The 26,825-nt window shown below is 74.1% G+C and carries 20 protein-coding genes, 1 pseudogene and 1 riboswitch; of the genes and pseudogenes, 8 read left to right on the top strand and 13 right to left on the bottom strand.

Annotation, left to right across the window (positions count from 1 at the left end):
* Positions 1-71 precede the first annotated feature (71 nt).
* From OHA30_RS07025 to thiO, 5 genes and pseudogenes are all read right to left on the bottom strand, one after another.
* Positions 72-982, bottom strand: a pseudogene (locus tag OHA30_RS07025) (deoxyribonuclease IV).
* Between the two features lie 21 nt (positions 983-1,003).
* Positions 1,004-2,992: a Stk1 family PASTA domain-containing Ser/Thr kinase gene (gene pknB / locus OHA30_RS07020; protein ID WP_328912925.1), complete on the bottom strand. Its 1,989-nt coding sequence runs from the start codon at positions 2,990-2,992 to the stop codon at positions 1,004-1,006.
* A 595-nt stretch (positions 2,993-3,587) separates the two neighbouring features.
* Positions 3,588-4,397 (bottom strand): thiazole synthase, encoded by an 810-nt coding sequence (locus tag OHA30_RS07015; protein ID WP_328912924.1) that lies wholly within the window; start codon positions 4,395-4,397, stop codon positions 3,588-3,590.
* Positions 4,398-4,400: 3 nt separating this feature from the next.
* Entirely contained in the window at positions 4,401-4,616 is a 216-nt protein-coding gene (gene thiS / locus OHA30_RS07010) for a sulfur carrier protein ThiS (protein WP_328912923.1), read from the bottom strand.
* Positions 4,613-5,776, bottom strand: a complete 1,164-nt coding sequence (gene thiO / locus OHA30_RS07005; RefSeq protein WP_328912922.1) for a glycine oxidase ThiO — start codon at positions 5,774-5,776, stop codon at positions 4,613-4,615. Before thiO ends, thiS begins: the two co-directional genes overlap by 4 nt.
* Positions 5,774-5,886, bottom strand: a riboswitch (TPP riboswitch). It overlaps the preceding gene by 3 nt.
* Positions 5,887-6,759: 873 nt before the next feature.
* Here thiO and OHA30_RS07000 point away from each other — a divergent pair.
* The 5 genes from OHA30_RS07000 to OHA30_RS06980 all read left to right on the top strand — a co-directional run bounded on the left by OHA30_RS07000 (position 6,760) and on the right by OHA30_RS06980 (position 11,248).
* Entirely contained in the window at positions 6,760-7,977 is a 1,218-nt protein-coding gene (locus OHA30_RS07000) for an NAD(P)/FAD-dependent oxidoreductase (protein WP_328912921.1), read from the top strand.
* A 105-nt stretch (positions 7,978-8,082) separates the two neighbouring features.
* Positions 8,083-8,457 (top strand): Rv2175c family DNA-binding protein, encoded by a 375-nt coding sequence (locus tag OHA30_RS06995; protein ID WP_328912920.1) that lies wholly within the window; start codon positions 8,083-8,085, stop codon positions 8,455-8,457.
* A 27-nt stretch (positions 8,458-8,484) separates the two neighbouring features.
* The gene (gene thiE, locus OHA30_RS06990) at positions 8,485-9,135 is read left to right on the top strand and encodes a thiamine phosphate synthase (protein WP_328912919.1); all 651 of its coding nucleotides are present in this window, start codon (positions 8,485-8,487) and stop codon (positions 9,133-9,135) included.
* 125 nt (positions 9,136-9,260) lie between these two features.
* Positions 9,261-10,181 (top strand): methylenetetrahydrofolate reductase [NAD(P)H], encoded by a 921-nt coding sequence (metF, locus tag OHA30_RS06985; RefSeq protein WP_328912918.1) that lies wholly within the window; start codon positions 9,261-9,263, stop codon positions 10,179-10,181.
* Between the two features lie 23 nt (positions 10,182-10,204).
* Positions 10,205-11,248 (top strand): hypothetical protein, encoded by a 1,044-nt coding sequence (locus OHA30_RS06980; RefSeq protein ID WP_328912917.1) that lies wholly within the window; start codon positions 10,205-10,207, stop codon positions 11,246-11,248.
* Positions 11,249-11,281: 33 nt separating this feature from the next.
* Here the strand turns inward: OHA30_RS06980 and OHA30_RS06975 are convergent, their stop codons facing one another.
* From OHA30_RS06975 to OHA30_RS06960, 4 genes are all read right to left on the bottom strand, one after another.
* Complete coding sequence (locus tag OHA30_RS06975) at positions 11,282-13,543, bottom strand: terpene synthase family protein (protein ID WP_328912916.1); 2,262 nt, start codon at positions 13,541-13,543, stop codon at positions 11,282-11,284.
* Between the two features lie 1,107 nt (positions 13,544-14,650).
* Positions 14,651-16,156, bottom strand: coding sequence for a phytoene desaturase family protein (locus tag OHA30_RS06970; protein ID WP_328912915.1), 1,506 nt, complete (start codon positions 16,154-16,156; stop codon positions 14,651-14,653).
* A 28-nt stretch (positions 16,157-16,184) separates the two neighbouring features.
* The gene (locus OHA30_RS06965; protein ID WP_328912914.1) at positions 16,185-16,805 is read right to left on the bottom strand and encodes a DUF4126 domain-containing protein; all 621 of its coding nucleotides are present in this window, start codon (positions 16,803-16,805) and stop codon (positions 16,185-16,187) included.
* Positions 16,806-17,159: 354 nt separating this feature from the next.
* Positions 17,160-17,774, bottom strand: a complete 615-nt coding sequence (locus OHA30_RS06960) for a TetR/AcrR family transcriptional regulator (protein WP_328912913.1) — start codon at positions 17,772-17,774, stop codon at positions 17,160-17,162.
* 154 nt (positions 17,775-17,928) lie between these two features.
* On the opposite strand from OHA30_RS06960, the gene OHA30_RS06955 reads away from it, so the two are divergent.
* From OHA30_RS06955 to OHA30_RS06945, 3 genes are all read left to right on the top strand, one after another.
* Positions 17,929-18,420 (top strand): SAV_6107 family HEPN domain-containing protein, encoded by a 492-nt coding sequence (locus OHA30_RS06955; RefSeq protein ID WP_328912912.1) that lies wholly within the window; start codon positions 17,929-17,931, stop codon positions 18,418-18,420.
* 234 nt (positions 18,421-18,654) lie between these two features.
* On the top strand, positions 18,655-19,425 hold the full coding sequence (locus OHA30_RS06950) for a methyltransferase (protein ID WP_328912911.1): 771 nt from the start codon (positions 18,655-18,657) through the stop codon (positions 19,423-19,425).
* A 211-nt stretch (positions 19,426-19,636) separates the two neighbouring features.
* A complete protein-coding gene (locus OHA30_RS06945) occupies positions 19,637-20,038 on the top strand; it encodes a DUF3040 domain-containing protein (protein ID WP_328912910.1) in 402 nt (133 codons plus the stop codon).
* A gap of 841 nt (positions 20,039-20,879) precedes the next feature.
* Here OHA30_RS06945 and OHA30_RS06940 read toward each other — a convergent pair.
* The 4 genes from OHA30_RS06940 to OHA30_RS06925 all read right to left on the bottom strand — a co-directional run bounded on the left by OHA30_RS06940 (position 20,880) and on the right by OHA30_RS06925 (position 26,645).
* On the bottom strand, positions 20,880-23,270 hold the full coding sequence (locus OHA30_RS06940; protein WP_328912909.1) for a transglutaminase family protein: 2,391 nt from the start codon (positions 23,268-23,270) through the stop codon (positions 20,880-20,882).
* Entirely contained in the window at positions 23,267-24,856 is a 1,590-nt protein-coding gene (locus OHA30_RS06935) for a DUF58 domain-containing protein (protein WP_328912908.1), read from the bottom strand. Before OHA30_RS06935 ends, OHA30_RS06940 begins: the two co-directional genes overlap by 4 nt.
* Positions 24,856-25,905 (bottom strand): AAA family ATPase, encoded by a 1,050-nt coding sequence (locus tag OHA30_RS06930; protein WP_328912907.1) that lies wholly within the window; start codon positions 25,903-25,905, stop codon positions 24,856-24,858. The genes OHA30_RS06935 and OHA30_RS06930 overlap by 1 nt, the downstream gene beginning before the upstream one ends.
* A gap of 143 nt (positions 25,906-26,048) precedes the next feature.
* Positions 26,049-26,645: a beta-class carbonic anhydrase gene (locus OHA30_RS06925; RefSeq protein WP_328912906.1), complete on the bottom strand. Its 597-nt coding sequence runs from the start codon at positions 26,643-26,645 to the stop codon at positions 26,049-26,051.
* Positions 26,646-26,825 lie beyond the last annotated feature (180 nt).

The following is a 26,825-nucleotide window of genomic DNA, read 5'->3' as shown; positions in this document are numbered from 1 at the left end:
GCTGTGAGCTGAGGGCTGTGGGCTCAGGGTTGTGGGCTCAGGGCCGTGAGCCCGGCCGGCGGGCGACGGGCTCAGCCGTCGCGCAGCGCCTTGAGCAGCATCACGTCCGCCGCGTGCCCCTCGGGCCCGCCCGGCGTCTCGATCACCAGCGGTACGTCCCGCGTCGCCGGGTGCCGCAGCAGCGCGCGGAACGGCTGCTCGCCGATGTGACCCGCGCCGATGTTGGCGTGCCGGTCCAGGTGGGAGCCGCAGGCAGCTTTGGAAGTCTCCCCCTACCTTCGGCGGGGGTACCCCCAGCGTGAATGAGCTTCAGCCGCCCGGGCCCGGCGACCGCCACCAGCTCGTCCAGCAGCCGGTCCACCCCGCCCGGCGCCGCCAGGTCGTGGCCGGCCCCGAAGACATGGCAGGTGTCCAGACACAGCCCGAGCCGCGGATGGCGGTCCAGGGCGTCCAGATACGGCCCCAGGTCCTCGGCCAGCGAGCACAGCGAGAAGCCCTGCCCGGCGGTCGACTCCAGCAGCAGCCATGGGTCGTCGTCGTGCGTCAGCTCGTCGAGCAGCGGCCGTACCCGCTCGCGCACCTGGGCGAGCGCCACCTCTCGGGTCCGGCCGCCGGTCGCCGAACCGGTGTGCACCACCGCGCCCCGCGCGCCGATCTCCCGGGCCCGCCGCAGCGAGTGCCGCAGCGAGGTCACCGACAGGTCGGCGGTCGCCGGGGTGTGCGAGCCGAAGTTGATCAGATAGGGCGCGTGGACGTACGACGGCATGCCCAGCTCGGTGCACCGGGTACGGAACTCCTCGTCCTGGCGCGGGTTCCCGGGCGTGGTCGCCCAGCCGCGCGGGTTCGCCACGAAGACCTGGACGGTCTCCGCGCCGATCCGCGCCGCGTACTCCAGGCCCTTGGCGGCCAGCCCGCCGGCCACCGGGACATGGCTGCCGACGGGATTGCGTACGGGCCCGCTCCCGGGTGCCGCGGTGCCCATGGGTGCGTTCACCGGCATCGGTCAGCGCACCCAGAGGGTGATCGTGGTGCCCTTGGGCGCCTGGCCGCCGCCGTCCGGGGACTGGCTGAACACGGTGTCGCCGAAGAACACGCTGATCACGCGCACGTCGAAGCCCGCGTCCTGGAGGATCTGCTTGGCGTCGTTCTTGCTCTTGCCCGTCACGTCGGGCACGTCGAACTGCTGCTGGCCCTTGGAGACGGTGATCGTCACGGTGTCGCCCGTACCGGCCCGGTCGCCCGCGCCCGGGGACTCCACCGCCACGGTGTCCTTGTCGGCCTCGTCCGAGTAGACCTTGCCGGGGGCGAGGACCACCTTGAGCCCGGCGTCCTCCAGGGCCTGCTGGGCGTCGGCCACCGAGGAGCCGATCACGTCCGGCACGTCGACGGGGGCGCCGCGCGAGACGGTGATCGTGACCGGCGTGCCGGGAGCGCGGTCGGTGCCGCCCGCCGGGTCGGTCGAGATCACCTGGCCGCGCGGTACGCCGTCGCTGAACGCCTGTGTCACCGTGCCCGGGGTCAGGCCCGCGGCCTTGATCTCCTCGCGCGCGGTCGCCAGGTCCCGGCCGTCGACCCGCGGCACGCGTACCTGCTGCGGACCCTTGGAGACGGTCAGTGTGACCGTGCCGTTGCCGCGGACGCGCTTGCCCGGGGCCGGGTCGGTGGAGATCACCCGGCCGCGCGGCACGGTCAGCGAGAAGTCCTGCTTCACCCGGGTGTCGAGACCGGCCTTGTCGAGCTTTTTCTGCGCGTCGGCCTGGCTCAGCGACAGCACACCGGGCACATGGGTGAACTGCCCGTCGCTGATGTACCAGACGCCCACGCCGACGCCGAGGACGACGAGCAGCGCGAGGAGTACGGCGAGCGGGCCCCGGCGGGAGCGGGGCCGCCCGCGCGGGGCGGTTGCCGGGAGACCGGCCGGTGGTTCGTCCGGCGGCGCGGGCGGCAGGAGCAGCCGGCTCGTACGGTTCAGCACGGCCTCGTCGCCGGGGGCGGCGACCGGCAGCGGTACGACGCTGGTCGGTTCCTCGTCGGAGGGGTCGGCGGGCGGCGGCGTTACGGGAGCGTCGGCCGTGAGGACGCCGGCCGGGGCCTTCGCCGCCAGGGCGTGGGCGGTGAGGGACGGCTGCGCGTCCAGCTCCGCCGGGGTCAGGGCGGCGCGTACCGCCCGTACGTCGGCCAGCAGGTCCACCGCGTCGGCGGGCCGGCCCGCGGGGTCCCGGGAGGCGGCCCTCGCCACCAGGACGTCCAGCTGCGGGGCGACGCCGGGCTCGGCGGCGGAGGGCGGGGGCACGTCCTCGTTCAGCGCCTGGAAGATGACCTGCATCGGGGTGTCGCCGGTGCGCGGCTTGCGGCCGGTCAGCATCTCGTAGAGCATCACGCCGCACGCGTACACGTCCGTGCGCTGGTCGACCTTGCCGTGCTCGATCTGCTCGGGCGCGAGGTAGGAGACGGTGCCGAGGACCGTGCCGGTGTGCGCGGAGGTCTGTGTGTCCACGGCTCTGACCAGGCCGAAGTCGGCGACCTTGACCCGGCCGTCATCGCCTATCAGCACGTTCTCGGGCTTTATGTCGCGGTGGATCAGCCCGGCCCGGTGCGCGGCGCCGAGCGCGGCGAGCACGGGTTCCAGGATGTCGAGGGCCGCGCGGGGCTGGAGCGCGCCGCGCTCGCGCAGCACGTCGCGCAGGGTGCAGCCCGCGACGTACTCCATCGCGAGGTACACATACGTGCCGTCCGTGCCCTGGTCGAACACTCCGACGACGTTGGGGTGCGCGAGGCGCGCGACGGCCTTCGCCTCGCGGATGAAGCGCTCCACGAAGCCGGTGTCCGCGGCGAGGCCCGGGTGCATCACCTTGAGCGCGAGCACCCGGTCGAGCCGGGTGTCCACGGCGCGGTAGACCGTGGCCATGCCGCCGACCGCGATACGGCTCTCGACGCGGTAGCGCTTGTCGAGCGTCCGCCCGACGAGCGGGTCCTGCACGGTGGTGTCCACGACGGACGATTCTACGAGGTGGGGGTGGGCCATCCGGCGGTACGCGCCCGCACTGTGTCCTGGCCGTGGCATTCCGGAACACTTCCGTAACCCCCCGCCTCCGGCGCGCGCCCCCCACCCCGCGCGCGCCCACCCCCCGACGCCCGGCCCCTGACAGCCCGTTCCGCACCCGGCCGGTGCGCGCCTGCGGCGGGCTTTTCCCCACCCACCCGCCCTTTGCCCTGCGGCGGGCTTTCGCGCGGCGCCGTGCGGCCGACCCCTGCTGGCGCCTTGCCCACCTCCGTTGGAGGGTGGGGTCGTTCCCGGTCCGCGGGCCGGTGTTCGCGCCTGCGGCGCGTTTCCCCCACCCGCCCGCCCTTTTCGCGCCTGCGGCGCGTTTGCCGCGCGCGCTTGCCGTTCTTGCGCCTGCGGCGCTTCGCCTCGCTTGCGGCGGCTTCGCGCGGCGCCGTGCGGCCGACCCCTGCTGGCGCCCTGCCCGCCTCCGGCGGAGGCCGGGCTGGCCCCGGCCCGCCGTCCGGGGTCCGCGCTGACGCGCCGGGGCGCGGGAAAGGGCGGGTGGGTGGGGGGAAAAGCCCGCCGCAGGCGTGGGGGAGGGTCAGAACGCCGGGCGTTCGGGGTCGAGGGTGGCCGTGCCGTCCGCCGGGGAGGACGGCACGGCATAGTGGCGCCGCGGAATCCGCCCCGCGCGCCAAGCGAGCCGCCCCGCCTCCACCCCACCCCGCATCGCCTCAGCCATCAGCACCGGCCGCTGCGCCCTCGTCACCGCGGACGCGAGCATCACCGCCGCACACCCCAACTCCATCGCCAGCGCCGCGTCCGACGCCGTACCCGCCCCCGCGTCCAGCACCACCGGCACCCCCGCCCGCTCGGTGATGAGCTGGAAGTTGTGCGGGTTCCGGATACCGAGCCCGGAGCCGATCGGCGACCCCAGCGGCATGATCGCCGCGCACCCCACGTCCTCCAACTTGCGTGCCAGCACCGGATCGTCATTGGTGTACGGCAGCACCGTGAACCCGTCGTCGACCAATGTCTCGGCCGCGTCGAGGAGTTCGACCGGATCGGGCAGCAACGTACGCTCGTCGGCGATCACTTCGAGCTTCACCCAGTCCGTGCCCAGCGCCTCCCGCGCCAGCCGCGCGGTCAGTACGGCCTCGCCCGCGGTGAAGCACCCCGCCGTGTTCGGCAGCACCCGGATGCCGAGCCGGTCGAGCACCGACAGCACGGAACCCTTCGTACGCGGGTCGATCCGCCGCATCGCGACGGTGGTCAGCTCCGTGCCCGAGGCGACCAGCGCCTGTTCGAGCACCTCAAGGCTCGGCGCCCCGCCGGTGCCCATGATGAGCCGGGACGAGAAGACGGCGTCCCCGATCCGCAGCGGATCGGCGTGCGCGGTGACCGTGGTCATGGCTCAGCCTCCCTGGACGGCGGTGAGGATCTCGACCCGGTCGCCGTCGGCGAGGGCCGTGGCCGCCCAGCGACCGCGCGGGACGACGGTCTCGTTGAGCGCGGCCGCCACCCCGGAGGGCGCGGCCGTGAACGTCGCCACCAGCGCGTCGAGCGCGACCGGCTGCTCCAGCGCCCGCCGCTCCCCGTTGACCAGCACCGTGATCGCGTCGGCCCTCATACCGGCTGCTCCTGCCGTACGGGGGCGAACCGACTCACGGCGAACGCCCTTGCGTAGTCCGGGAGTTCGCCGCTCGCCAGCACCTCGGACATGACGTCACCCGTGATCGGGGTGAGCAGTACGCCGTTGCGGTGGTGCCCGGTGGCCAGCAACAGCCCGTCCAGCGCGGTCGAGCCGAGCAGCGGCGCGTTGTCGGGGGAGGCCGGGCGCAGGCCCGCGAGCATTTCGGTGAGCGGCAGTTCGGTGATGCCGGGCAGCAACTCGTGTGCGTCCCGCAGCAGTTCGTACACGCCACCGGCGGTGACCGTGGTGTCCCAGCCGAACTCCTCGCTGGTCGCGCCCAGTACCAGTTCGCCGTTCTCCCGCGGCACCAGGTACACATGGCTGCCGCGCACCACCGCCCGTACCGTACGGGACAGGAAGGGCGCGTGGCCCGGCGGAATCCGCAGCCGCAGGATCTGGCCCTTCACCGGGCGCACCGGGGGCAGTACGTCGTCGGACAGGCCCGCGATCCGGCCGCTCTCACTGCCGGCGGCCAGTACGGTCCGGCCGGCGGCGACCGTCGTACCGTCCGCGAGCCGCGCCCCCGTCACCCGGTCGCCCACGCGCTCGATCCGGGCGACGGCCGTACGCAGGAAGGTCACCCCGGCGAGTTCGGCGGCCCGCAGCAGGGCGGCGGCGAGTCTGCGGGGGTCGACCTGGTGGTCGCCGTCCACCCGCAGGCCGCCGCGTACGCCGGGCGCGAGCATCGGTTCGAGACGGCGGCAGTCCCGGCCGCTGAGCCACTGCGACTCCAGGCCGAGCGAGGTCTGGAACGTGTGCAGGTCGCGCAGGTGCGCGCGGTCGTCGGCGTCCAGCGCGACGGCCAGGGTGCCGCACGGGCGGTAACCGGTGCCGAGGCCGGTGGCGTCGGTGAGTTCGGCGGTGAAGTCGGGCCAGCGCGCGGCCGAGGCGAGGTTGAGGTCGAGCAACGTCTGCTCGCCGTACTGCAGTTCGGTGACGGCGGCCAGCATCCCGGCCGCGACGCGGGCGGCTCCGCCGCCGGGGGAGGGGTCGGCGACGGTGGTGGTCAGGCCGCGTTGGGCCGCCCGCCAGGCGGTGACCAGGCCGATGATCCCGCCGCCCACGACGAGCAGGTCCGCGGTGAGGTCAGTACACATGAGGTTTCGGCTTCTCCCTTCGCCGGCATGACCCGGATCAGGTTCGTACGGTCGGCGACCGCCCAGCCGCCCTCTCAGCCCGGTACGCCCGGACTCCCGCGTGACCCCAGCACCCTATCCCCACCGGGAAGCCCCGACCACGGACCCGCACCCGTCGACGGCGCCGGGGCGCCCGCCTGTGCGGACAGGACGACTTCTGCACGTCTCCCGCCCGCCACGCACCAGCAGCCGCCGACGGCGCCGCGGCGCCCGCCCGTGCGGACAAGGCGACCTCTGCGGGCACCTCGCACGGACGTGCGGCGCGCCACGGCGGCCCGCCCCACCACCCACGAACCCGCACTCGCCGACGGCGCTGCGCCCCCACAGGGAGACCCGCAGACGAACTCCCACCCGCACGGGTGGTGCGGGTGGGAGCCAACCCGCGCCGCCAGGCGCGGGTCACCCCGCACGGACGTGCGGCGCGCCACGACGCGCGCCCGCCGGGTGCCCGCGCGTCGGCGCGGCCTGCCTCTCGGGCCGAGGCCCGTCCCCCCGCGGGGGGTGGTGCCCCCGCGCGGCGGCGCGCGAGCCGAGGGGCGGGGCTGCCCAGGCCCGAAGGGGCCCCGGGGACGAGGGGGTCACCCCGCACGGACGTGCGGCGCGCCCCGCCGGGGGACCCGTACCCCCGCCGGGGGCCCGCGTGCAGGAACGACCGCAACCTCCGCGTCGGACAGGCACCGCGCCGCAGGCGCGAAATGGGCGGGTGGGTGGGCAAGGCGCGCCGCAGGCGCGCACATCGGCCCGCGGGCCGGGAACAACCGCAACCTCCGCCGGAGGCGGGCAAGCGCCCGGCAGGGGGCGAGCCACGGGGAAGCGGCGCGCGAGCCGGCCCGGGGCAGGGGGCGGGCCGCCAGGCCCGCCGGGGACCCGTACCCCCGCCGGAGGCGGGGGCGCGCCGGGGTCGGGGACCCCTCAGCGGGAGGCGACGGCGTACCGTGAACCCCGTGAGCGTAGAGCGAACCGCGCTGATCATCGGCGCCGGCATGGCAGGCGTCCAGACCGCCGTCGAGCTGCGCCGCCAAGGCTGGCGCGGCCCCCTCACCCTGGTCGGCGACGAACCGCACCCCCCGTACGACCGCCCCCCGCTGTCCAAGGCCGTGCTGCTGGGCGCGGCCGAGGGCGGCGAGCCCGTCGACACCCGCTTCGACGTCGACTTCGCCGCCCTGGGCGTCGACCTCCGCCTGGACGTGCGGGCCCAGGCCCTGCACACCGACGACCACGTGGTCGTCACCTCCGCCGGCCGGATCCCCTACGACCGCCTCGTGCTGGCCACCGGCGCCTACGCCGTCGCCCTCCCCGGCTCCGTCGGCCTGCCCGGCGTCTACCCGCTGCGCACCCTCGACGACGCCGCCGCCCTGCGCCCCGTACTCGACCGGCGGCTGCACGTCGTCGTGATCGGCGCGGGCTGGATCGGCGCCGAGTTCGCCACCGCCGCCCGCCAGGCGGGCTGTGAGGTCACCGTCGTGGAGGCCGCCGACCGGCCGCTCGCCGGGGTGCTGCCCGCGTCCGTCACCGCGCCCATGCGCGCCTGGTACGAGGAGGCCGGCGTGGACCTGCGCACGGGCTCCCCGGTCGCGGCACTCGAACCCGGTTCCGTGGTCCTCGCCGACGGCACCCGGCTGCCCGCCGCGGCCGTGGTCGTCGGCATCGGCGCCCGCCCGGCCAACGGCTGGGTCGCGGGCTCGGCGGTCACCCTCGACCCGGACGGCGCCGTACTGGCCGACGAGCGGCTGCGCACCACCGCGCCCGATGTGTACGCGGTCGGCGACTGCGCCTCCTTCCCCTCGGCCCGCTACGGCCGCCGGCTGCTCGTCCACCACTGGGACAACGCCATGCAGGGCCCCCGGACGGCCGCGGCCAACCTGCTGGGCGGCGACGAGGTCTACGACCCGGTGCCGTACTTCTGGTCCGAGCAGTTCGGACGCTTCGTGCAGTACGCCGGGGACCACGCGGCGGGCGACACGATGCTGGCCCGAGGCGACCAGGAGAGCCCGGCGTGGTCGGTGCTGTGGCTGCGCGGGGAGACCCTGGTGGCGCTGCTCGCGGTGGGCCGCCCGCGTGACATGGCCCAGGCCCGCAAACTGATCGCCCGGGCGGCCGTACTCGACCCCGCGCTCGCCGCCGACCCGGCCGTACAGCTCAAGTCCGCCGTCCGCCAGTGACGGGTGTCCTGACGACCGGGCCGGCGGCCGGATGTGACATCCGGCACGACGCCCGGACGGCGTCGTGCCGCAGCGCTTGTCGGCGGCGGATGGCACGCTTGTCCCGTGACTGTTTTCTCGTCGGTTGACGCACACATCGACGCTCTCGTCCCCTCGTGGCTCACGCTGCCTGAGGTCGCCGAGCGTCTCGGTCTCGAAATCACCCGGATCCGGCCGCTGATCAAGGAAGGGCAGCTGATCGCGGTCCGCCGCGGTGAGAACAGGGTGCTCATGGTGCCCAGCGACTTCATCGGTGACGGCAAGATCCTCAAGGGTCTGTCCGGCACGCTCACCGTTCTCAAGGACGACGGGTTCTCGGACGAGGAGGCGCTGGAGTGGCTCTTCACCGCTGACCCGACCCTGCCCGGCACCCCCGCCCAGGCGCTGCGCGAGAATCGCGGGACCGAGGTGAAGCGCCGCGCGCAGGCACTCGCCGTGTAACCCGCAGCAGCGCCCCAGGGGGAGCCGATGACCACCGCCCGCGACCAGCTCGCCGACGCCCGGCTGTATCTGTGCACCGACGCCCGCACCGGGCGCGGTGACCTGGCGGCCTTCGCCGACGCCGCGCTGGCCGGCGGGGTGGACGTCATCCAGCTCCGCCACAAGGGCATCGAGGCACGTGAGGAGCTTGCCGCGCTGGCCGTGCTGGCTGACGCCTGCCGCCGGCACGGCAAGCTCCTCGCGGTCAACGACCGGGCCGACGTGGCGCACGCGGCCGGCGCGGACGTCCTGCATCTGGGCCAGGGCGATCTGCCGGTGCCGGCCGCGCGCGCCCTGCTCGGCGACGGCGTGCTCATCGGCCGCTCCTGCCACAGCGAGGCGGAGGCGGCCGCGGCCGCCGTCGAGCCCGGCGCCGACTACTTCTGCACCGGACCGGTCTGGCCCACCCCCACCAAGCCGGGCCGTCCCGCGCCCGGCCTCGACCTGGTCCGATACGCGGCGGCGCTCGGCGGTGACCGTCCGTGGTTCGCGATCGGCGGCATCGACGCCGCCAATGCCGACCAGGTGCTGGCCGCCGGCGCCCGCCGGATCGTGGTCGTCCGCGCGATCACCGAGGCCGAGGACCCGGGCGCGGCCGCGGCCGAGCTGGCGAAGATCGTACGGTCGTACGACGACTGAGCCGCGGTTCCGCGCGGAGGTCCCGTGTCCACGTACTGGACGGAGAACGTCCGGGAAACGGACGTAAACGGTCATATGCCAGCGTGCGGTGACGCTCGGTCGCCGAGCACGGCTAGCCTGCATACATGGCTTTGGGTACCCCTTCCACGCGAACCGACGGCTCGACCACGATCCGTGAACTCCTCGCGGCCGGCGGGCGCTCGTACTCCTTCGAGTTCGCCGCGCCCCGAACGGAGAAGGGCGAGCGGACGCTGTGGAACGCGATCCGCCGGATCGAGGCCGTCGGCCCGACCTTTGTCTCGGTGACGTACGGTGCCGGCGGCTCCTCCCGCGAGGGCACCCTCCGCGCCACCGACCGGATCGTCTCGGACACCACCCTGACCGCGTGCGCGCATCTGACCGCGGTCAACCACTCGGTCGCCGAGCTGCGCAACATCATCGGGCAGTACGCCGACGCCGGTATCCGCAACATCCTGGCCGTGCGCGGCGACCCGCCCGGTGACCCGCTCGGCGACTGGGTGCCGCACCCGAAGGGCCTGACCTACGCGGCCGAACTCGTCCGGCTGATCAAGGAGTCCGGCGACTTCTGCGTGGGCGTCGCCGCCTTCACCGAGATGCACCCCCGCTCCACCGACCCGGCCGAGGACACCCGGCACTTCGTCGACAAGTGCCGGGCGGGCGCGGACTTCGCGATCACCCAGATGTTCTTCGACCCGGCGGACTATCTGCGGCTGCGCGACCGGGTGGACGCGGCGGGCTGTACGGTCCCGATCATCCCCGAGATCATGCCGGTCACCAATGTCCGGCAGATCGAGCGGTTTTCGCAGCTCGGCAACGCCCCCTTCCCGCCCGAGCTGGCCGAACGCATCCTCGCGGTGAAGGACGACCCGGCCGCGGTCCGGGCGATCGGCATCGAGTTCGCCACCGAGATGTGCCGGCAACTGCTCGCCGAGGACATCCCCGGCCTCCACTTCATTACTCTTAACCACTCCACCGCCTCGCTGGAGATCTACGAGAACCTCGGACTGCACCAGCGGGCGGCGTGACCCCTAGGTGAGGAAGTGGGCACATGGGCTACTCGGTGCTCTACATCGCGTTCGGCATCGTCGCGCTGTGGCTGCTGGGTGAGGTACTGCTCCAGTACAAGGCCCGGCTGCGCTGGCGGCTGCTCGCCTTCGGCGGGTTCATGGGTGTGGTCACCGGGGTCTATCTGCGTGAGGTGATCGTCATCGTGCTGGGCGCGCTCGCGTTCGGCGCAGGACAGACGTTCGTCACCCTGTCGTACAAGCGCGGTTTCTCCACCGGCTGGGCGCTCGGCGGGCGGCCCGGCTCCAGCCGCCGCCGCAAGGGCGCAGGTCCCCGGGTCACCGAGCCGGTGCTCGAAGTCACCCCGGTCCAGGAGGAGTTCGCCCCCGCAGGCGCGATGGCCCCGGCCGCCTCGGTCGCCTCGGCGGAGGACGTGGACATGCTCGCCGCCCAGGGCGCGCCCGACGCGGTGTACCAGCCGATGCCGATGCACGACGACAGCGTCGAGTTCCCGCTCTACGACGGCCAGTCGTCCTACACCCCGGACCCGTACACCAGCGGCGGCTACGAGGGCTACGGCGCCCACGGCTACGCGGGCTGGGGCGGCGACCCCCAGCCCGCCGCGGCCAACGCCGGATACGACGGCGGGTACGAGGGCGGCTACGGGAACGCGCACGAGGCCGGCTACGACAGCTCGTACGGGGACGGCGGCTACGCCGGCGGCCAGGAGCAGTCCGGCTGGGGCGGCCAGGGCTACGGCTACGACCAGGCCGCCGCCTCCTACCAGGAGCAGCCCGCAGCGGACGGCTACGACGGGTACGGCGGCCGGGCCACCGGTGACTGGACCCCCCAGCCCCCCACCCCGTCCGCGCCCCCGCAGTACGGTGAGCCGCAGCCCGGCCCCGACTCCTACGGCTACTACGACCAGCAGCAGCCGTACATCCCCCAACAGCAGCAGCCGTACGAGCAGTCGTATGAGCAGTCGTACGAGCCGCAGCCCGCGCAGCAGCCGCCGCAGCAGTCACAGCCGCAGTACGTCAGCGAGTCCGCGGAGTACGCGGACCCGTACGACCCCTACCGCTACTGACGGGCCCGCTCGCCGGCGGGTGAGCGGCCCGGCTCAGCCCCGGCCCGCGCCCAGCAGCGACGGCAGCCGGACCGCCGACATGCCGAGGGCGCCCGGGGTGCCCCACGGGGTGCTCCAGGGCTGCGCGGGCACCAGCGACGCGACATGCGGGAAGTCCCGCAGCAGCGTCTCCTCCTTGTAGCGGGTGCAGCCCTCGTGCCAGCTGAGGATGCCCGCCATCCAGTCGCGCAGCTCCTGCACATAGCCGAGCAGCACCTTCCTGGCCGCCTCGTCGAGCGAGAACTCATCGAAGAGCGCGGGCAGTTGGGTCTCGGTGATGTGCTGGAACTCCTGCATCCTGGCGGCCATCAGATCCCCGACCACCCCCATCGCCTCCTGCGGCCCGCAGTCCAGGAAGTTCTGCACGACGAGGACCGCGTTGTGGATCTCGCCCTCGAACTCGATCTCCTTGCGGTACGAGAAGACGTCATTTAGCAGGCAGGCGTAGTCGGCGGCCGCGCTCTCCATGGCCCGCACGGGACGCGAGCGGTAGACCTCCGGCGACAGCGCGTTGCCGTGGCCGATCCGCGACAGGCTCATCGTCAGGTCGGAGCCGAAGGTCATCCGGCGCATCTCGATGTAGTCCACGGGGTCGGGCACCCGGTTCTGCTTCTGGTTGGCCACCTCCCACAGCCAGCTCTCGCACATGTCCTCGATCGAGGTACGGAACCGGCCCCTGGCCTCCGGGGCCATCGGGCCCGCGGTGCGGTGCCACAGATCGGCCAGCGCCCGTTCCAGCGCGGTCAGCGGCGGCGGTACCGCGCCCGCGTCCAGCGGCATGAAGAGCTTGAACCGGTCGGTGGTGACCCGCGCCGCCGACATGTCGCTGCCGCGGCCGAAGACGATCGGGTAGTAGTCGTCGCCGTAGGTGCCCCAGGTCAGCCAGTCCGTGGTCAGGTCCAACTCGTCCTGGGACGCGGCCGGATGAATGCCGGCGGAGCACAGCGCGAAGTCGTACGCGACGAGCTTCTCCTCGTTCCACAACCCGCCCGGCACCGGGTAGCCGGGCTCGGCGTCCAGCATGCCCATCCGGGCGGCCCACTCCAGGTTGTGCCGCCGCGAGCCGTCCAGATGCGGGCTCAGCGTCAGCTCGAACGGCATCGGGATGTCCGGGGGCTTGACCCAGTCGACCCGCTGGTGCGGCGCGTGCGTGTAGGCGCGGGTCCGCTGCGGCAGCGTCGTGACCAGCGAGGTCAGGATCTGCGCCGCCGAGGTGCCGAGTCCGGTCGGGCCGCCCAGCACGGACGCGGCCCGGGTGCCGTCCTTGGCCCCGTTCATGTAGCGGCTGGACCGCATGTGCCACTCGTGGCCGCCGGACTGCCAGTCCTGGAGCCCCTTGACGTACGCGAAGACGTCCAGCCGCTCCTTCGGGCCCAGGCCGTACTGCCGGAAGAGCGGCTCGACCTCGGTGAGCGCGGTGTGCTCGAACTGCTGGAGCCGCGAGGTCAGCAGATCGTTCACGGCGTCGGCCGCGTCCTGGGTGCTCAGGTTGAGGAAGCGTTCCAGCACGAGCACCGCGTTGGCCAGCTCGCCCTCCTCCTCGGTCTCGCGCTGGTACGAGAACAGGTCGTTGCGCAGGTGCACGCCGTCCGAGAAGGTGTCGCGCAGCACCCGCATCGGGCGGGCGGCGGCGATCACGTCCGGGACTTCCGCGCCGGCGGCGTGCTCGACCAGGTTCGCCGACCAGGGGGCGCCGCCGACCTTGCGGCGCATCTCGATGTACTCGATGGGGTTGGAGACGCGGCCCGCGCTGATGTTGGACAGCTCCCAGAGGGATTCCTCCAGCAGATAGCGGGTGCTCTCGTGGAACCGCCGCCGCCAGCCCTCCGACATCGCGGGCACGGTACGCGCCCACAGGTCGGCGAGGCCCGCCTCGACCTGGTTGGTCGGCTCGGGCACGGACTGGGCGAGGTCGACGGGCATGAAGGCGGGCAGGCGGTCGAGGTACGTCTTGGCGCCGGCCATGTCCTGGGTGCGTTTGAAGATGTCGAGGAAGTGGTCGTCGAAGAAGAACACCCAGACGTACCAGTCGGTGACCAGGTCGAGTTCGGGTCCCGAGGCGTCGGGGTGGGTGTACGCGCACAGCAGCGCGTAGTCGTGCGAGTCGAAGTCGGACTCCTCCCAGATGCCGGAGCCCTCGATCATGTCGAAGTCGCGGGCCCAGGCTTTGGAGTGCTCGCGGGCGCGTTCGAGGTGGGGGTTGAGCCGTGCCGGGTACGGCACGTAGAACTGGGGGAGTTCGAAGGGTTGCGGCATGTCCTCAGGGCCTTCCGCCTGGATGATCAACGGCCGCTCTTCACGCTATGCGCGACCCCCCACCGCTCGTCAGAGCGACCGCCCATTTTCCCCTCGATCTGCTGAATCCCCCCTCCCCGACGCTTAACGATCTTCCCCCCGGTTTTCCCGCCCGCGCGGCGCATGCACGCGCTTTTCCGCCGCGACGGCGGGGTCCTTCGCGGCGCGCCCGGCGGCCGCAACCGCGCCGACCGACGCGGCGCCCGCCCGGGCGGGGGCCCGCTTCTTTCCGCCGCGATGGCGAGAACCCCGGCGGCGGGTTTCGGCGGTGCCGAGGGGCGCGCACCGCGCGTGTTTTCTGCCGCCTGGGAGGGCGGACCCAGCGGCGAAGGCCGCGCACCTTATCCGGGCGCGGATGCGCGCTCTTCTCCGCCGCGGCGGTGGGAAGCCCGGTGGCGGTTTTCGGCGGTGCCGAGCGACTCGCACCGTGTGGCGTCAACGCCGGGTTGAGCCGCCTGCGGGGGCGGAGCCCCGTACGCGCCCGGGCGCGGGTGCGCGCTTTTTCCGCCGCGGTGGTGGGGAGCTCCGCGGCGCATCCCGGCGGTGCCGAACGACTCGCACTGCGTGGCGTCGACGCCGAGTTGAAGCCCGCGTGCCTAGGCGCAGGTGCGCGCATCGTCTTTCAGCCACGGCGGCGGGAACGCCCGTGGCGCTTCTCGGCGGTGCCGAGTGGCCCGTGCTGGGGGGCGTCAATGCCCGGCCAGGGGCGCTGCCTGGGCCGCAAGCCCTGCGCCCGAGCGCCCGCAGCTGCGCCGAGCGGCGCGAGTGCGCGCCTTCTTCCGCCCCGGCGGCGGGTTTCGGCGGTGCCGAGCGGTCCGTGCTGTGTGGCGTCAACGCTGGGTTGGAGCCCCGTACGTGTCCGGGCGCGGGCCGGCGCTTTTTCCGCCGCGGGGGCGGGGAGTCCCGGGGTGCATCCCGGCGGTGTCGAGGGGCGCGCGCCGCGCGCGTGGTCCCTGCCGCCTGGGAAGGGCGGACCCAGCGGCGAAGGCCGCGTACCTTACCCGCGGCGTGGGTGCGCGTGGTGGCAACGCCGGGCCGGAGGACGTGGGTCAGGCTCGGCCCGGAGGGCTATCTGCTGCCGCCGGGGCCGCCGGCGATCAGGTCCGCGGTGATCGCCGCGGACATCCCGACGTGGGGCAGACCGCCCCCGGGATGCGCCCACGCGCCGACCACGTACAGCCCGGCCACGTCCCCCCGATTCGCGGCCCGCAACCACGCCCCGCCCGCCCCGGCCAACGCGGGCGCCGGCACCGAACCGCCCGGCGCCCCCGTCTCCCGCTCGACGTCGGCCGGCGTCCGCACCGCCCGCCACAACTCCCGTTCGCGCAGCCCCGGCACGGCCGCCTCCGCCGCGGCCACCACCCGCGCCGCACACGCCTCGGCGAACCCCGGCGCCGTCCAGTCCACCGCCGAGCCGGCCCGCGCAGCCGAGTGCGGCGGCACCGTCGCCGTCACGGTGACGGCCTCGTGCCCCTCGTCCGGCCGCGTGGCGGGGTCGTCGGGCCGCAGCACGGTCACCGTGACGTCCCCGTCCGCCGGCCCGCCGCCGGGCCCGTACGGCGCGAACACCCGGTCCAGCGCCCCCGTACGGTCGGCCGCGTGCACGACCGTACGGTGAGCCGTGCCCGCGGGCCGCGCCCCCCGCAGCGCGAGGTGGACGGTGAGCCGCCCGGGCTCGGCCGAAGGGCCCACGTACGTCCCCGCCCACGGCACCGCCGGCAGCGGCGCCCCCGCGACCACGAACTCCGCCTCCGCCCGCCCGCCGTCCGCGAGTTCGACCCCGGCCACCCGCCCGTCCTTCTCCAGCAGCCCGCTCACCGCGGACCCGAAGCGGAACTCCACCTTCCGCGCCACGCACCGCGCGTACACCGCGTCGGCCAGCGCCCGCATCCCCCCGCGCACGTACCAGACCCCGAACGTCTGCTCCACGTACGGCAGTACGACCGCCGCGGCCGGCGCCGTACGCGGATCGAGCCCGTACCCGAGCACGTCCGCCTCCAGCAGCGCCACCAGCCGGGGATCGCGCAGTTCCGCCGCCGCGACCCGGGCGAGCGTCGCCGTGCCGCGCCGGAAGAGCCCGCGCCGCGCCGCCCCCGGATAGGGGTCACGGCCCAGCGCGGACGGGTCCGCGCCCAGCGCGTCCTCCAGCAGGGGCCTGCGCGTGACCTCCCACACCTCCCGCGCCCTGACCAGGAGTTCGCTCCACCGCTCCCCGCTGCCCGCCCCGAAAGCCCCGTCCAGGGCGTCGATCACCCCTGAGCGGGAGGCGTTCGGGAGAGACACGCCCGTGCCGTCGGCGAAGACATGGCGGCTCGCCGGGTCGGCCTGGACGAGCCCGACGCTCTGCTCCAGGCTCTCCTTGCCGGTCTTCACGAACAGATCGCGGTAGACGGCCGGGAGCAGCAGCAGACCGGGACCCGTGTCGAAGGCGAAGCCGTCCCGGGCGAACCGCCCGACCACCCCGCCGTAGGTCTCCGCCTGTTCGTGCACGACCACCCGGTGACCGCCCACGGCCAGCCTGGCCGCCGTCGCCATCGACCCCATACCCGCGCCGATCACCGCAATCCGAGCCATGCCAGGGACTGTAGCGGCGGCCCGCGCCTCAGGTGGCGGCCGGGGTCCCCGCGCCGGCCCGGCGGGCGGCGCGCTCCGCCCTCCGCTCGCGCCTGCGCAGGAGGTAGCGGCGGATGCGCGAGAAGAGCAGGACCACCAGGGCGACGCCGAACGCCAGCAGCGTCCCCGCGACGACCGCGGCCAGGACCGGGTGGAAGAGCGCGAAGACCACGATCGCGGCCACCCCGACGTCCTCGGCGAGGCTGAGCGCGATGTTGCTCGCGGGCTCCGGCGTCGTGTTGACCGCCATCCGCGTGCCCGCCTTCACCAGATGGCTGACCAGCGCCGTCGAACCGCCGATCGCCCCCGCCGCCAGCTCGGGCAGCGAACCGTCGTGCCCGGCGAGCAGCGCCGCCACCACCCCGCCGGCGACCGGCCGGACGACGGTGTGCACGACGTCCCACGCGGTGTCCAGGTACGGGATCTTGTCCGCGACCGCCTCGCAGAGGAAGAGCAGCCCCACGACCACCAGGACGTCGGTGCGCTGCAACGAGTGCGGCACCTCGTCCGTCACCCCGGTCGCACCCATGACGCCGAGCAGCAGCACGACGGCATAGGCATTGATCCCGCTCGCCCAGCCGCTGGTGAACACGAGCGGAAGTACGGACATGACGGGACTCTAGCGCGCGTGCCCCGCCGGTCGGCAGCGAATGAGTACCCGTACCTAGACGCCCGGTTGAGTACGGATACGGATGGCTCGCGTGTGGCGGGACGGAAGAGTGGGAACCGTGAACGGGCGCGGGGCGGAACCGCCGACACGGGGCGGCGGAACTCCCGGGGCCCGGACGCGAACGGGGGCGCACCAGGGAAGCGCTGTTCCGCCACGGCCCGGCGGGAATCCGGACGGGCCGCGCCGGAGCAGCGCTTCGTGCGTGCGGTCAACACGGGCCGACGATCGGCGGTCGGCGGGTGCGGGCCTCGCGGTTTGCGCGCGCCCGCCGTACGCGCGGCGGCGGCCGTACGTTCAGCGGTGCGCCGCGGCCCCGCCGACCCGCCCCTGGAGCAGCCGTGACAGCGTCGCGTGGACCTCGTCGATGCTGCGCTCGGCCGCGAACGCCTGCCAGTCGAGCGCGGTGACCAGCACCATCCCGAACAGCGCCGACGCCGTCAGCGGTACGTCGATGTCGTCGCTCACCTCGCCCGCCGCGACCGCCTCGCCCAGCACCTTCTCGACCACGGCCACCGCTTCCTGACGGACCGTCATCAGCGTGTCCTGCCAGGTGCGGTTGGTACGCCACAGCTCGGCGACGTACAGCTGCGTGAAGGACGGGTAGCGGACGATGAAGGCGAGCCCGGCCCGGATCATCGCGTCGAGCGCTTCCACCCGGGTGCCGCCGCGGGCCTCCACATGGTCCGCGGCCTTGCTCAGGGACGTGGTGAGCAGGCCGACACCGTGCCGGAGCAGCTCCTCGAACAGGTCGTTCTTGCTGGCGAAGTTGTAGTAGACGGTGCCCTTGGCCACCCCGGCCCGTTCGGCGATCTCGTCGACCGTGGTCGCGGAGAACCCCTGCTCGGCGATGAGGGTGACGGCGGCCTCGTAGAGCTTCTGCCGAGTGGCCTGGCGTCGTGCGGTGGTCATGACCTTGATTCTGCCTGGCCGGTGAGGTCCGCGTGCACGTTCACCGCCTGTCGCGCGGCGCCCGCGAAACCCGTCGGAAGGGGTGTTTGCCCAGTTCAGGGCGATTGTCAGTGGTCGGCCTCATGATGGGACGCACGGAGAAAGGAGGCTCGTCATGGCAGTTCCCGTCAGCGACATCCACCCTGTGCCGCGCCGCGCGACCGCGCCGCCGGCCGCCCTCGACCTGCTCACCCAGGCGCACCTCGGCCTTGAGGAGGCCGCGCTCCTGGAGACTCCGCACGAGCGTTACGCCACCGCGCACCTCGCCGCGCTCCGCACCGCCGCCGCGGTGCTCGCCGTGCGGGCGCGGCCCGAGGAGGGCCCGCGGCGGCGCAGGAGAATCCGCAGCGCCTGGGAGGTGCTGCCCGAAATCGCGCCGGAACTGGCGGAGTGGAGCGCGCTGTTCGCCGCGGGCGCGGCGCGCAGGGCCCGGGCGGAGGCGGGCATAGCGGGGGCCGCGACCGCGCGCGAGGCGGATGATCTGGTGCGGGCCGCCGGGATGTTCCTGCGGCTGGTGGAGCGGATGCTGCTGCTTCGGCCCGCGGTGCGCGGGAGTTCGGAGCTGATACCCGAGCCGTCGCAGGCGGCGGGCCGGCCCACGGGCTGACCGGGGAGGGGTCGCGCGTCGCGTCGGCGCGGGGCCGTCGTCGGGGCCGCGCCAACGCGCCGGGGCTGTGGTCGAGCCCGGCCGGTCGGGGGCGGCCGCAGCCGACGGTGTGGGGGAGTGACGGCGGTGTCGGGCCGCCGGGCACGGCGGTGGCGCTGACGTGCTCGCGCGGGCGACATCCGCTCTAGAGTGGAGCCGCCCGTAGTGTCGCCCTCGCGAGGAGAGCCGCCCGCCATGTCCCGTCAAGGAGGGGTGGACCCGATGCGCCCCCGTGCCAGCCTCCGTACCGCCGTCGTGTGGGAGATCCTGCGCGATGCCCTGGAACGGCGGGCCAAGGCCGCGGACCGGCCGGATCTCGATGTGCTGGACACCGGCGGCGGCACCGGCAACTTCGCCGTGCCCGTCGCCCGGCTCGGCCACCGCGTCACCGTCGTCGACCCCAGCCCCGACGCGCTCTTCGCCCTGGAGCGGCGCGCGGCCGAGGCGGGCGTGACCGACCGGGTCCGCGGCGTCCAGGGCGACGCCCACGGCCTGCTGGGCGTGATCGAGGCCGGCGGCTACGACATGGTGCTGTGCCATGGCGTCCTGGAGTACGTGGACGACCCCGCGGAAGGCGTGCGCAACGTGGTGGGCGCGCTGCGGCCCGCGGGCTCGCTCAGCCTGCTCGCCGCCGGGCGTGGCGGCGCCGTGCTGGCCCGCGCGCTGGCCGGGCACTTCGCGGAGGCGCAGCACGCGCTCGGTGACCCGGACGGCCGATGGGGCGCGGGCGACTCGCTGCCGCGCCGCTTCACCGCGGACGAGCTGACCCGGCTGGTCAGCGAGGCGGGGCTGCGGGCGGCCGCGGTGCACGGCGTACGGGTCTTCGCCGACCTCGTCCCCGGGGTCCTGGTGGACACCGAGCCGGACGCCCTGGAGGCACTGCTCCGGCTGGAGCTGGCGGCGGCCGAGGAGCCCGGTTTCCACTCCGTCGCGACCCAACTGCACGTGCTGGGCGAGCGCGGCTGACGCGTCGCGTGCCGAGAGTCACCGCGGGGAGTCGGTCACCACGCTGCCCACGGCGTCATTCCTGACCGTATGCTGGCATGACGTGACGTCCGACGGGGAATGAGACCCCCGCCGGATTGGCGCAGTGGGGCGGGTTTCACAGGGGCGATTCCCGCCTATCCTGAAAGGGTCGGACCGGTCGCCCCGTGCGACCGACGAGTAGGAGGTCTCCGTGCCGCTCTCGGAGCATGAGCAGCGCATGCTCGAGCAGATGGAGCGAGCGCTGTACGCCGAAGATCCCAAGTTCGCGTCGGCGCTTGAGGGAAGCGGGCTGCGTACGTATACGCGGCGGCGCGTCTATCTGGCCGTGGTCGGTTTCCTCGGCGGGATCGGGCTGCTCATGGGCGGCATGATCGCGCAGCAGGTCTGGATCAGCGTGGTCGGCTTCCTGGTGATGCTGGCGTGCGCGGTGCTCGCCGTGACGGGGTGGCGCAAGGCCGGTAAGCCCGGCGAGCAGCCGTCCGTCGCGCCCGGTCGCCGTGCGGGTGGGCGGCGCAATCAGCCGCGGCGCGGCAAGGTCATGGACCGCATCGAAGAGCGGTGGCAGCGGCGCCGCGACGAACAGGGGCAGTGAGCGGGCCTCCGGCCCGCCCCCACCGACAACCCCGGCCCTTGTTCCGCCGTAACCCCAGCGAAATCCTCAGCCTGGCCGCCCAGAGCGGCCAGGCTTCTTCGTGCCCCGCGGCGCCCGCGCGCCGATACGGCGAACGCTGTCGCCCGGGGCCACCATGGCTTGGCGCTGAGCCTCGTACCGCCCCGGCCCCACCGGCCGTACGGGCCCCCGCCTCGGGTTTCGCGCGTCGGCGCGGTGCTTCGTGCCTCACGCTCGCGTGGTGCTTTCCGCAGGGCGTCGCCCCCGCAGGGCCCCGCCAGGTCGGGCACCCGCCTCGGGCTTTCGCGCGCTGACATGGCGCTTCGTGCCTCCCGCTCGCCGTACGGACCCCCGCCTCGGGGTTTCGCGCGTCGGCGCGGCGCTTCGGGTCCCACGCTCGCGCGGTGCTTCCCGCAGGGCGTCGCCCCCGCAGGGCCCTGCCGGGTCGGGCACCCGCCCCCTCGGGTTTCGCGCGCCGAGGCGGCGCTTCGGGTCCCACGCTCGCGCAGTGCTTCCCCGCAGGGCGTCGGCCCCGCAGGGCCCCGCCAGGTCGGGCACCCGCCTCGGGCTTTCGCGCGCTGACATGGCGCTTCGTGCCTCCCGCTCGCCGTACGGGCCCCCGCCTAGGGGTTTCGCGCACCGACGCGGCGCTTCGGGTCCCACGCTCGCGCAGTGCTTCCCCGCAGGACGTCGGCCCCGCGGGGCCCTGCCGGGTCGGGCCCCCACCCCCTCGGCCCCCGCAGGACCCTGCCCCGGCGGGCGGGCGGCGGGGGCACAAGCCCCCGTCGCCCGCCCGCCCGGATGACGCCGCGGGCCCCGAGGGCTACGGCGTGCGGCCGCGGACGAGGCGGAGGCGGTGGAGGGGGGACGTCAGACGGGACGTCGTCGATGTCCAGCGGGCCGAGAAGGCCCAGGCCAGCCGCGCCGCGGAGCGCGGCAGCAGCAGCGCCCGCAGGCGTCCGCCCCGCGTGGCCGAGGCGTGCAGCCCCTCCCGCACCCGGTGGACCTCCGCCGCCAGTCCCGGCGTCAGCCGCGGCGTCGGCGCGTACAGCGTCTGCTCCACCGCCGTGGCCAGCGCGGTCGCCGACGAGGCCGCCTCCCCGCTGAGCCGCCCGTCCCGCACGAGACGGGCCATCGCCCGCCGCGGCGTCTCCGACTCGTCCGGCAGGACGCCGTAGTCCCAGCCGGTGTCGAGCACCTCCCGCCAGGCCGCCAGCGCGGGGCTCCCCGCCTTGTCCCGGCCCCCGCCGAGCCTGCGGGCCCGCACCCGGGACCGCCAGAACACCGGCGTCATCGGCAGCAGCAGCACCAGCAACGCGATCAGGACGATCAGCGCCACCCGTCCGCCGCTGACCCCGCCGCCGCCAGAACCGCCGTTCGCCGGCGCCGCGGCCTCACCGCAGGCGGTCCCGCGGTCCTGCTGGGCCGCCGCGCAGCCCGGCGTGGCGGACGGCGTGGCCGCCGGAGCCGTCGCGGTGCCGTGCGGCGCCTGGTCCGGCTGGTCACTGCTCCCGCCGGTCGGCACCGTCTGGGTGTACGAGGGCGCCGAGCCCCGGTACGGCGTCGGCTCGAAGCGGGTCCAGCCGACCCCCTCGAAGTACAGCTCGGGCCAGGCGTGCGCGTCCTTGAGACCGACCGACATCGACCCGTCCGCGCCCTGCGTGCCGGGCGTGAAGCCGATCGCCACCCGCGCGGGAATGTGCAGCGTGCGGGCCATCGCCGCCATGGTGAAGGCGAAGTGGACGCAGAAGCCCTCCTTCGTCTGGAGGAAGCGGGCGATCGCGTCGACCCCGGTCCCCGCCTGGGCCTCCGTGTTGTAGACGAACTGCCCGGAGGTGAAGTACCGCTGGAGGTCCAGCGCCCGCTGGTAGTCGCTGGTGGCCGTGCGCGTCACGCTCTTCGCGGTCTGCTCGACCACCGGCGGCAGCGAACCCGGCACCTGGGTGTACTCCTTGGCGATCCGCCCGGTGGCCGGGGGCGCGTCCGCCAGCTGCTGCGCGGTCGGCTGGAGCTGCATGCTCGTGACCGAGTACCGCACCCCGGACGCGGTCTGTCCGTGCTGGCCGACGATCATCCGGCCCTCGGGCTGGAACTTCCAGTTCCCCGGCGCCTGCACGGACTTCGCCGGGAACGGCAGCGGCAGCAGCCCCTGCACATAGCCGTTGTCCACCCGCACCCGCGTGGTGACGTCCGTGTACTTCACGGCGTCGGACAGGCCCTGCGGCAGGGGCAGTTCGTCGGGCACCGACTCGGTGCCCCGGTTCGACGGCGACCACTCCTTGCCGTCGAACCTGTCGAGCGCCGCGATCTGGAGATACATCCCGGACACGTCCTTGGCGTCCGTCCGGTACGTCAGCACCTCGCGGTCGTCCGGCTGGTTGAGGTTGTCCTGGAGGGCCGCCACCAGGTTCACCGCCCCGGAGCCGCGGCCGCCGCTGCCCGTGCCCGTACCGTGCCCGGTCGTGTCGATCAGTCCGCCGCCCATCGACGGCAGCATCACGGGCACGATCAGCGCGATGCCCAGGGCCAGCACGCCGATCCGCCGCCCGGTGCGCAGCGGGGCCGTCGTGCCGGAGGACGCCGTGGCGGGCCCGCCGGCCCAGCCGCCGCGCGCGGGGGCGGCGCCGAACACCCGGCCCCAGCGCGAGAGCCGGTCCCGGCCCTCGGCGAGCAGGAGCAGCAGATAGCCGCAGGAGGCCAGCAGGAAGTACAGCCACTGGGCGCCGCCGCGCGAGAGCCCGGCCGCGATCGAGTACAGCGCGAGCAGCGGCAGTCCGGCGGGCGCCGCGCTGTCGTACGTCACCGCGATCGCGTCGACCGCGAGCGCGATCAGCAGCACCCCGCCGACCAGCAGCAACTTGATGCCGGGGGTCACCGGCGCCGGGATCGCGAAGCTGCTGACGTCGTTGATGCCGTCCTGCACGAGCCGGCCGAGCTGCCGCAGCGCGCTCGGGCCCGGCAGGATGCCGCCCAGTGCCTGGCGCGCGGTGAACATCATGGTCAGCACGATCAGCGAGACGATCGCCTGCGCCAGCACCGTCAGCGGCCTGGCCAGCGGCACCCGCCGGCCCGCCGCGCCCACCCCGGCCTGGAGGCAGACGCACAGCAGGGCGCGGATGATCCAGCCGTTCGGGGTGGCCAGCGGCAGCAGCGCGCACGCGGCCAGCATCGAGGCGGCCACCGCACACACCGTCAGCCGTGCGCGTCCGCTCATGACGCCGCCCCCGCTCCGCGCTCTTCCCGCTGCGATTCCTCGTGCGACCGGTAACGGTCCGCCTGCTGCCACAGATCCGGCAGCGCGTCCCCCGGGCGCACCTCGACCACGGTCCAGCCCGCCTCGCGCAGCATCCGTACCGCGCGCTCGGTGCTGTCCGTCTCGGGCTCCCCGGGCGCCGGCGGTACGGGGGCGGAGGCCAGTTCCGGCCGCCCGGCGGCCTCGCGGACCAGCCAGTCGTCGCTGTCCAGGACGAACGCGACCGCGCCGCCCGCCCGTTGCCGCATCCGGCTGATGCCGGCCGCCTGCTCCTCGTAGAGGTCGCCGAAGAAGGCCACCAGCAGGCCCTCCCGGCCCGACCGCAGCACGTCGTACGCGGCCGACAGCGTCTCGCCGTCGGAGTGGTCGACGACCGCGAGGGTGTCGAGCAGCACTCCGGCCATGTCCGAGGAGTCCCCGGTGAAGCCGGCCGAGCCGTCAGGCCCCGGCACACTGCTGCCGGTGTCGGTCAGCAGCCGTACCGCGAAGCCGCGTTCGAGCATGTGGGTGGCGACCGAGGCGGAGCCGGAGACGGCCCACTCGAAGGCCGAGTCGGGCCCGGCGCCGAAGTACGCGTCCCTGCGGGTGTCGAGCAGCACCGTGCAGCGCGCCCGGTGGGGCTGCTCCTCGCGGCGGACCATCAGCTCGCCGTACTTCGCGGTGGACCGCCAGTGCACCCGCCGCAGGTCGTCGCCGTGCCGGTAGCCGCGCGGGATCACATCGTCCTCACCGGAGAACGCCAGCGCCCGGGTGCGGTTCTCGCCGTATCCGGTGGACTCCCCGGCCAGCCGCACGGCCGGCAGCGGCTCGACCCGGGGGACGACGGTGAGCGTGTCGTACGCGCTGAACGAGCGGGTCAGCTCGACCATCCCGAACGGGTCGGACAGCCGCAGCTGCAACGGTCCCAGCGGATAGCGGCCGCGCAGGTCCGAGCGGACCCGGTAGGACACCTCGCGGTGGCCGCCGGGCTCGACCCGGTCGAGCACGAAGCGCGGGCGCGGCCCGAGCACGTACGGCACCCGGTCCTGGAGCATCAGCAGCCCGGAGTGCGCCCGGGAGACGTTGTCGACCCGCAGATGGACCCGGGCCTCGGACATCGCGGGGACCCGGGAGGGCGCCAGCCGGCGGCTGCCCGCGACCCGGTAGCGGGTGCGGTAGAGCACGGCGACGCACACCAGCGGCAGGACGGCCAGCAGCAGTCCGACCCGCAGCAGATCCGCCTGCCCGAGTACGTAGCTGCACGCCGCCGCCGCTATCCCGGCGGCCACGAAGGAGCGGCCGCGCGTGGTGAGCCCGCCGAGCGCGGAGCGGAACCCGCCGCCGCCCGTCTGCGGGCCGCCGGGCTGGGCGGCACCGGGCTGCCCCGAGCCCGGCGGGGGATAGGCCGGCTGCGCGCCGGCCTGCGGCGGATACGACGGCTGGGGTCCGCCCGGCGGCGGATAAGCCGGCCGGGCTCCACTCTGCGGCGGATAAGCCGGCCGTGCGCCGCCCGGCCCGCCGCCGCCCTCGGGCGGATAGGCCGGCGGGGGAGGCAGGGGCGAGGCCATCACAGGCCCCGAACGCCCGGTGTGCCCTGCGGACGGCCGGCGCCGTGCGGCCACCCGCCGGCGGTCCCCCCCCCGCCGGCGGCGGACGGGTCGGGCACGGGGACCCGCTGCACGATCTCGGCCACCACCTGCTCGGGCGTGCGCCGGTTCAGCTGCGCCTGCGCGGTGGGCAGCAGCCGGTGCGCGAGCACCGCGGGCGCCAGCGACTGCACGTCGTCGGGGAGTACGTAGTCCCGCCCGTCGAGCGCGGCCGACGCGCGGGCGGCCCGCACCAGGTGCAGGGTGGCCCGCGGCGAGGCGCCGAGCCGCAGGTCGGGGTGGTTGCGGGTGGCGCCGACCAGCGTCACCGCGTACCGCCGCACCGGGTCCGCGACGTGCACCTGCCGTACCGCCTCGATGAGCTTGACGATCTCGTGGGCGTGCGCGACCGGCTGGAGGTCGTCCAGCGGCGAGACCCCGCCGTGCACGTCGAGCATCTGGAGTTCGGCCTCGGGGCTCGGGTAGCCGATGGACACCCGCGCGGTGAAACGGTCCCGCTGCGCCTCGGGCAGCGGATAGGTGCCCTCCATCTCCACCGGGTTCTGGGTGGCGATCACCATGAAGGGGCTGGGCAGTTCGTAGGTCGTGCCGTCGACCGTGACCTGCCGCTCCTCCATGGACTCCAGCAGCGCGGACTGGGTCTTGGGGGAGGCGCGGTTGATCTCGTCGCCCACCACGATCTGCGCGAAGATCGCGCCCGGCTTGAACTCGAAGTCCCGCTGCTGCTGGTCGAAGACGCTCACCCCGGTGATGTCCGAGGGCAGCAGGTCGGGCGTGAACTGGATACGCCGCACCGAGCAGTCGATCGACCGTGCCAGCGCCTTGGAGAGCATGGTCTTGCCGACGCCGGGCACGTCCTCGATCAGCAGATGCCCCTCGGCGAGCAGCACGGTCAGCGCGATGCGTACGACCTCGGGCTTGCCCTCGATCACGCGCTCCACACTGCGGCGGACCCGTTCCGCGGTCGTGGTCAGATCGCTCAGGCTTGCACGCGCTTCAAAGGTCGTCACCCGGTACTCCTCGGCCTGTTCCTAGGGACGCGGTCATCCCTGGACCGGCCCTCCCCGCTCGCGGACCGGCCGTCCCGAGGGACGATTCGGTGCCGCAGGATGCATTCTTCCCTTACGGGGAGGCCCACGTCACTCGCCTGCCGTTACTTGTTCGTGATTTCCCGCAGCAGGCCGGTGTGCACGTCGAAGACAAAACCCCGCACGTCGTCGGTGTGCGCGAGGAACGGGGAGGTGCGGACCCGGGCCATCGACTGCCGCACGTCCTGGTCGATATCGGTGAACGACTCCACCGCCCAGGTGGGCCGCTGGCCGACTTCACGCTCCAGATCGTTACGGAACTCCTCGGTGATGCTCTGCAGACCGCAGTTGGTGTGGTGGATCAGCACCACGGAACGGGTGCCGAGCGCGCGCTGACTGATCGCGAGCGAGCGGATGGTGTCGTCGGTGACGACCCCGCCCGCGTTGCGGATGGTGTGACAGTCGCCCAGCTCCAGACCGAGCGCCTTGTGCAGGTCGAGGCGGGCGTCCATGCACGCGACGACCGCCACCTGGAGCACCGGCCTGGCGTCCATGCCGGGGTCCTCGAACTTGGCCGCGTACCGCTGGTTGGCCGCCACGAGCCGTCCGATGACGGGGGCGGTGGCCGTCGCGGACCCGCCGGAGGCCGGGGACGCCTGGGAGCCGGGGGCGGCCGGGGAAGCCGGAGTGGAATCGGGCGAACCGCTGACAGATATCGACATGTCTATGACGGTACGGGTCGGGCGCCCTTTTGTATCGGTGATGAGTCCCGGCGAAACACGGGAAACCACCCCATCGCACCGTCTGTGATGTACCCCACAGAGCCTGGTGGACAGACCGCTCGGGAGTGTGACGCGCCCGGCCCGGGTTCCGTTGACCGTGGGGCGGGGTGGAGTAAAGTG

Source organism: Streptomyces sp. NBC_00223, from assembly GCF_036199905.1.
Classification (GTDB): domain Bacteria; phylum Actinomycetota; class Actinomycetes; order Streptomycetales; family Streptomycetaceae; genus Actinacidiphila.
Note: the sequence above shows the minus strand (reverse complement) of the source record. Positions and strands in the feature narration are given on the sequence as shown.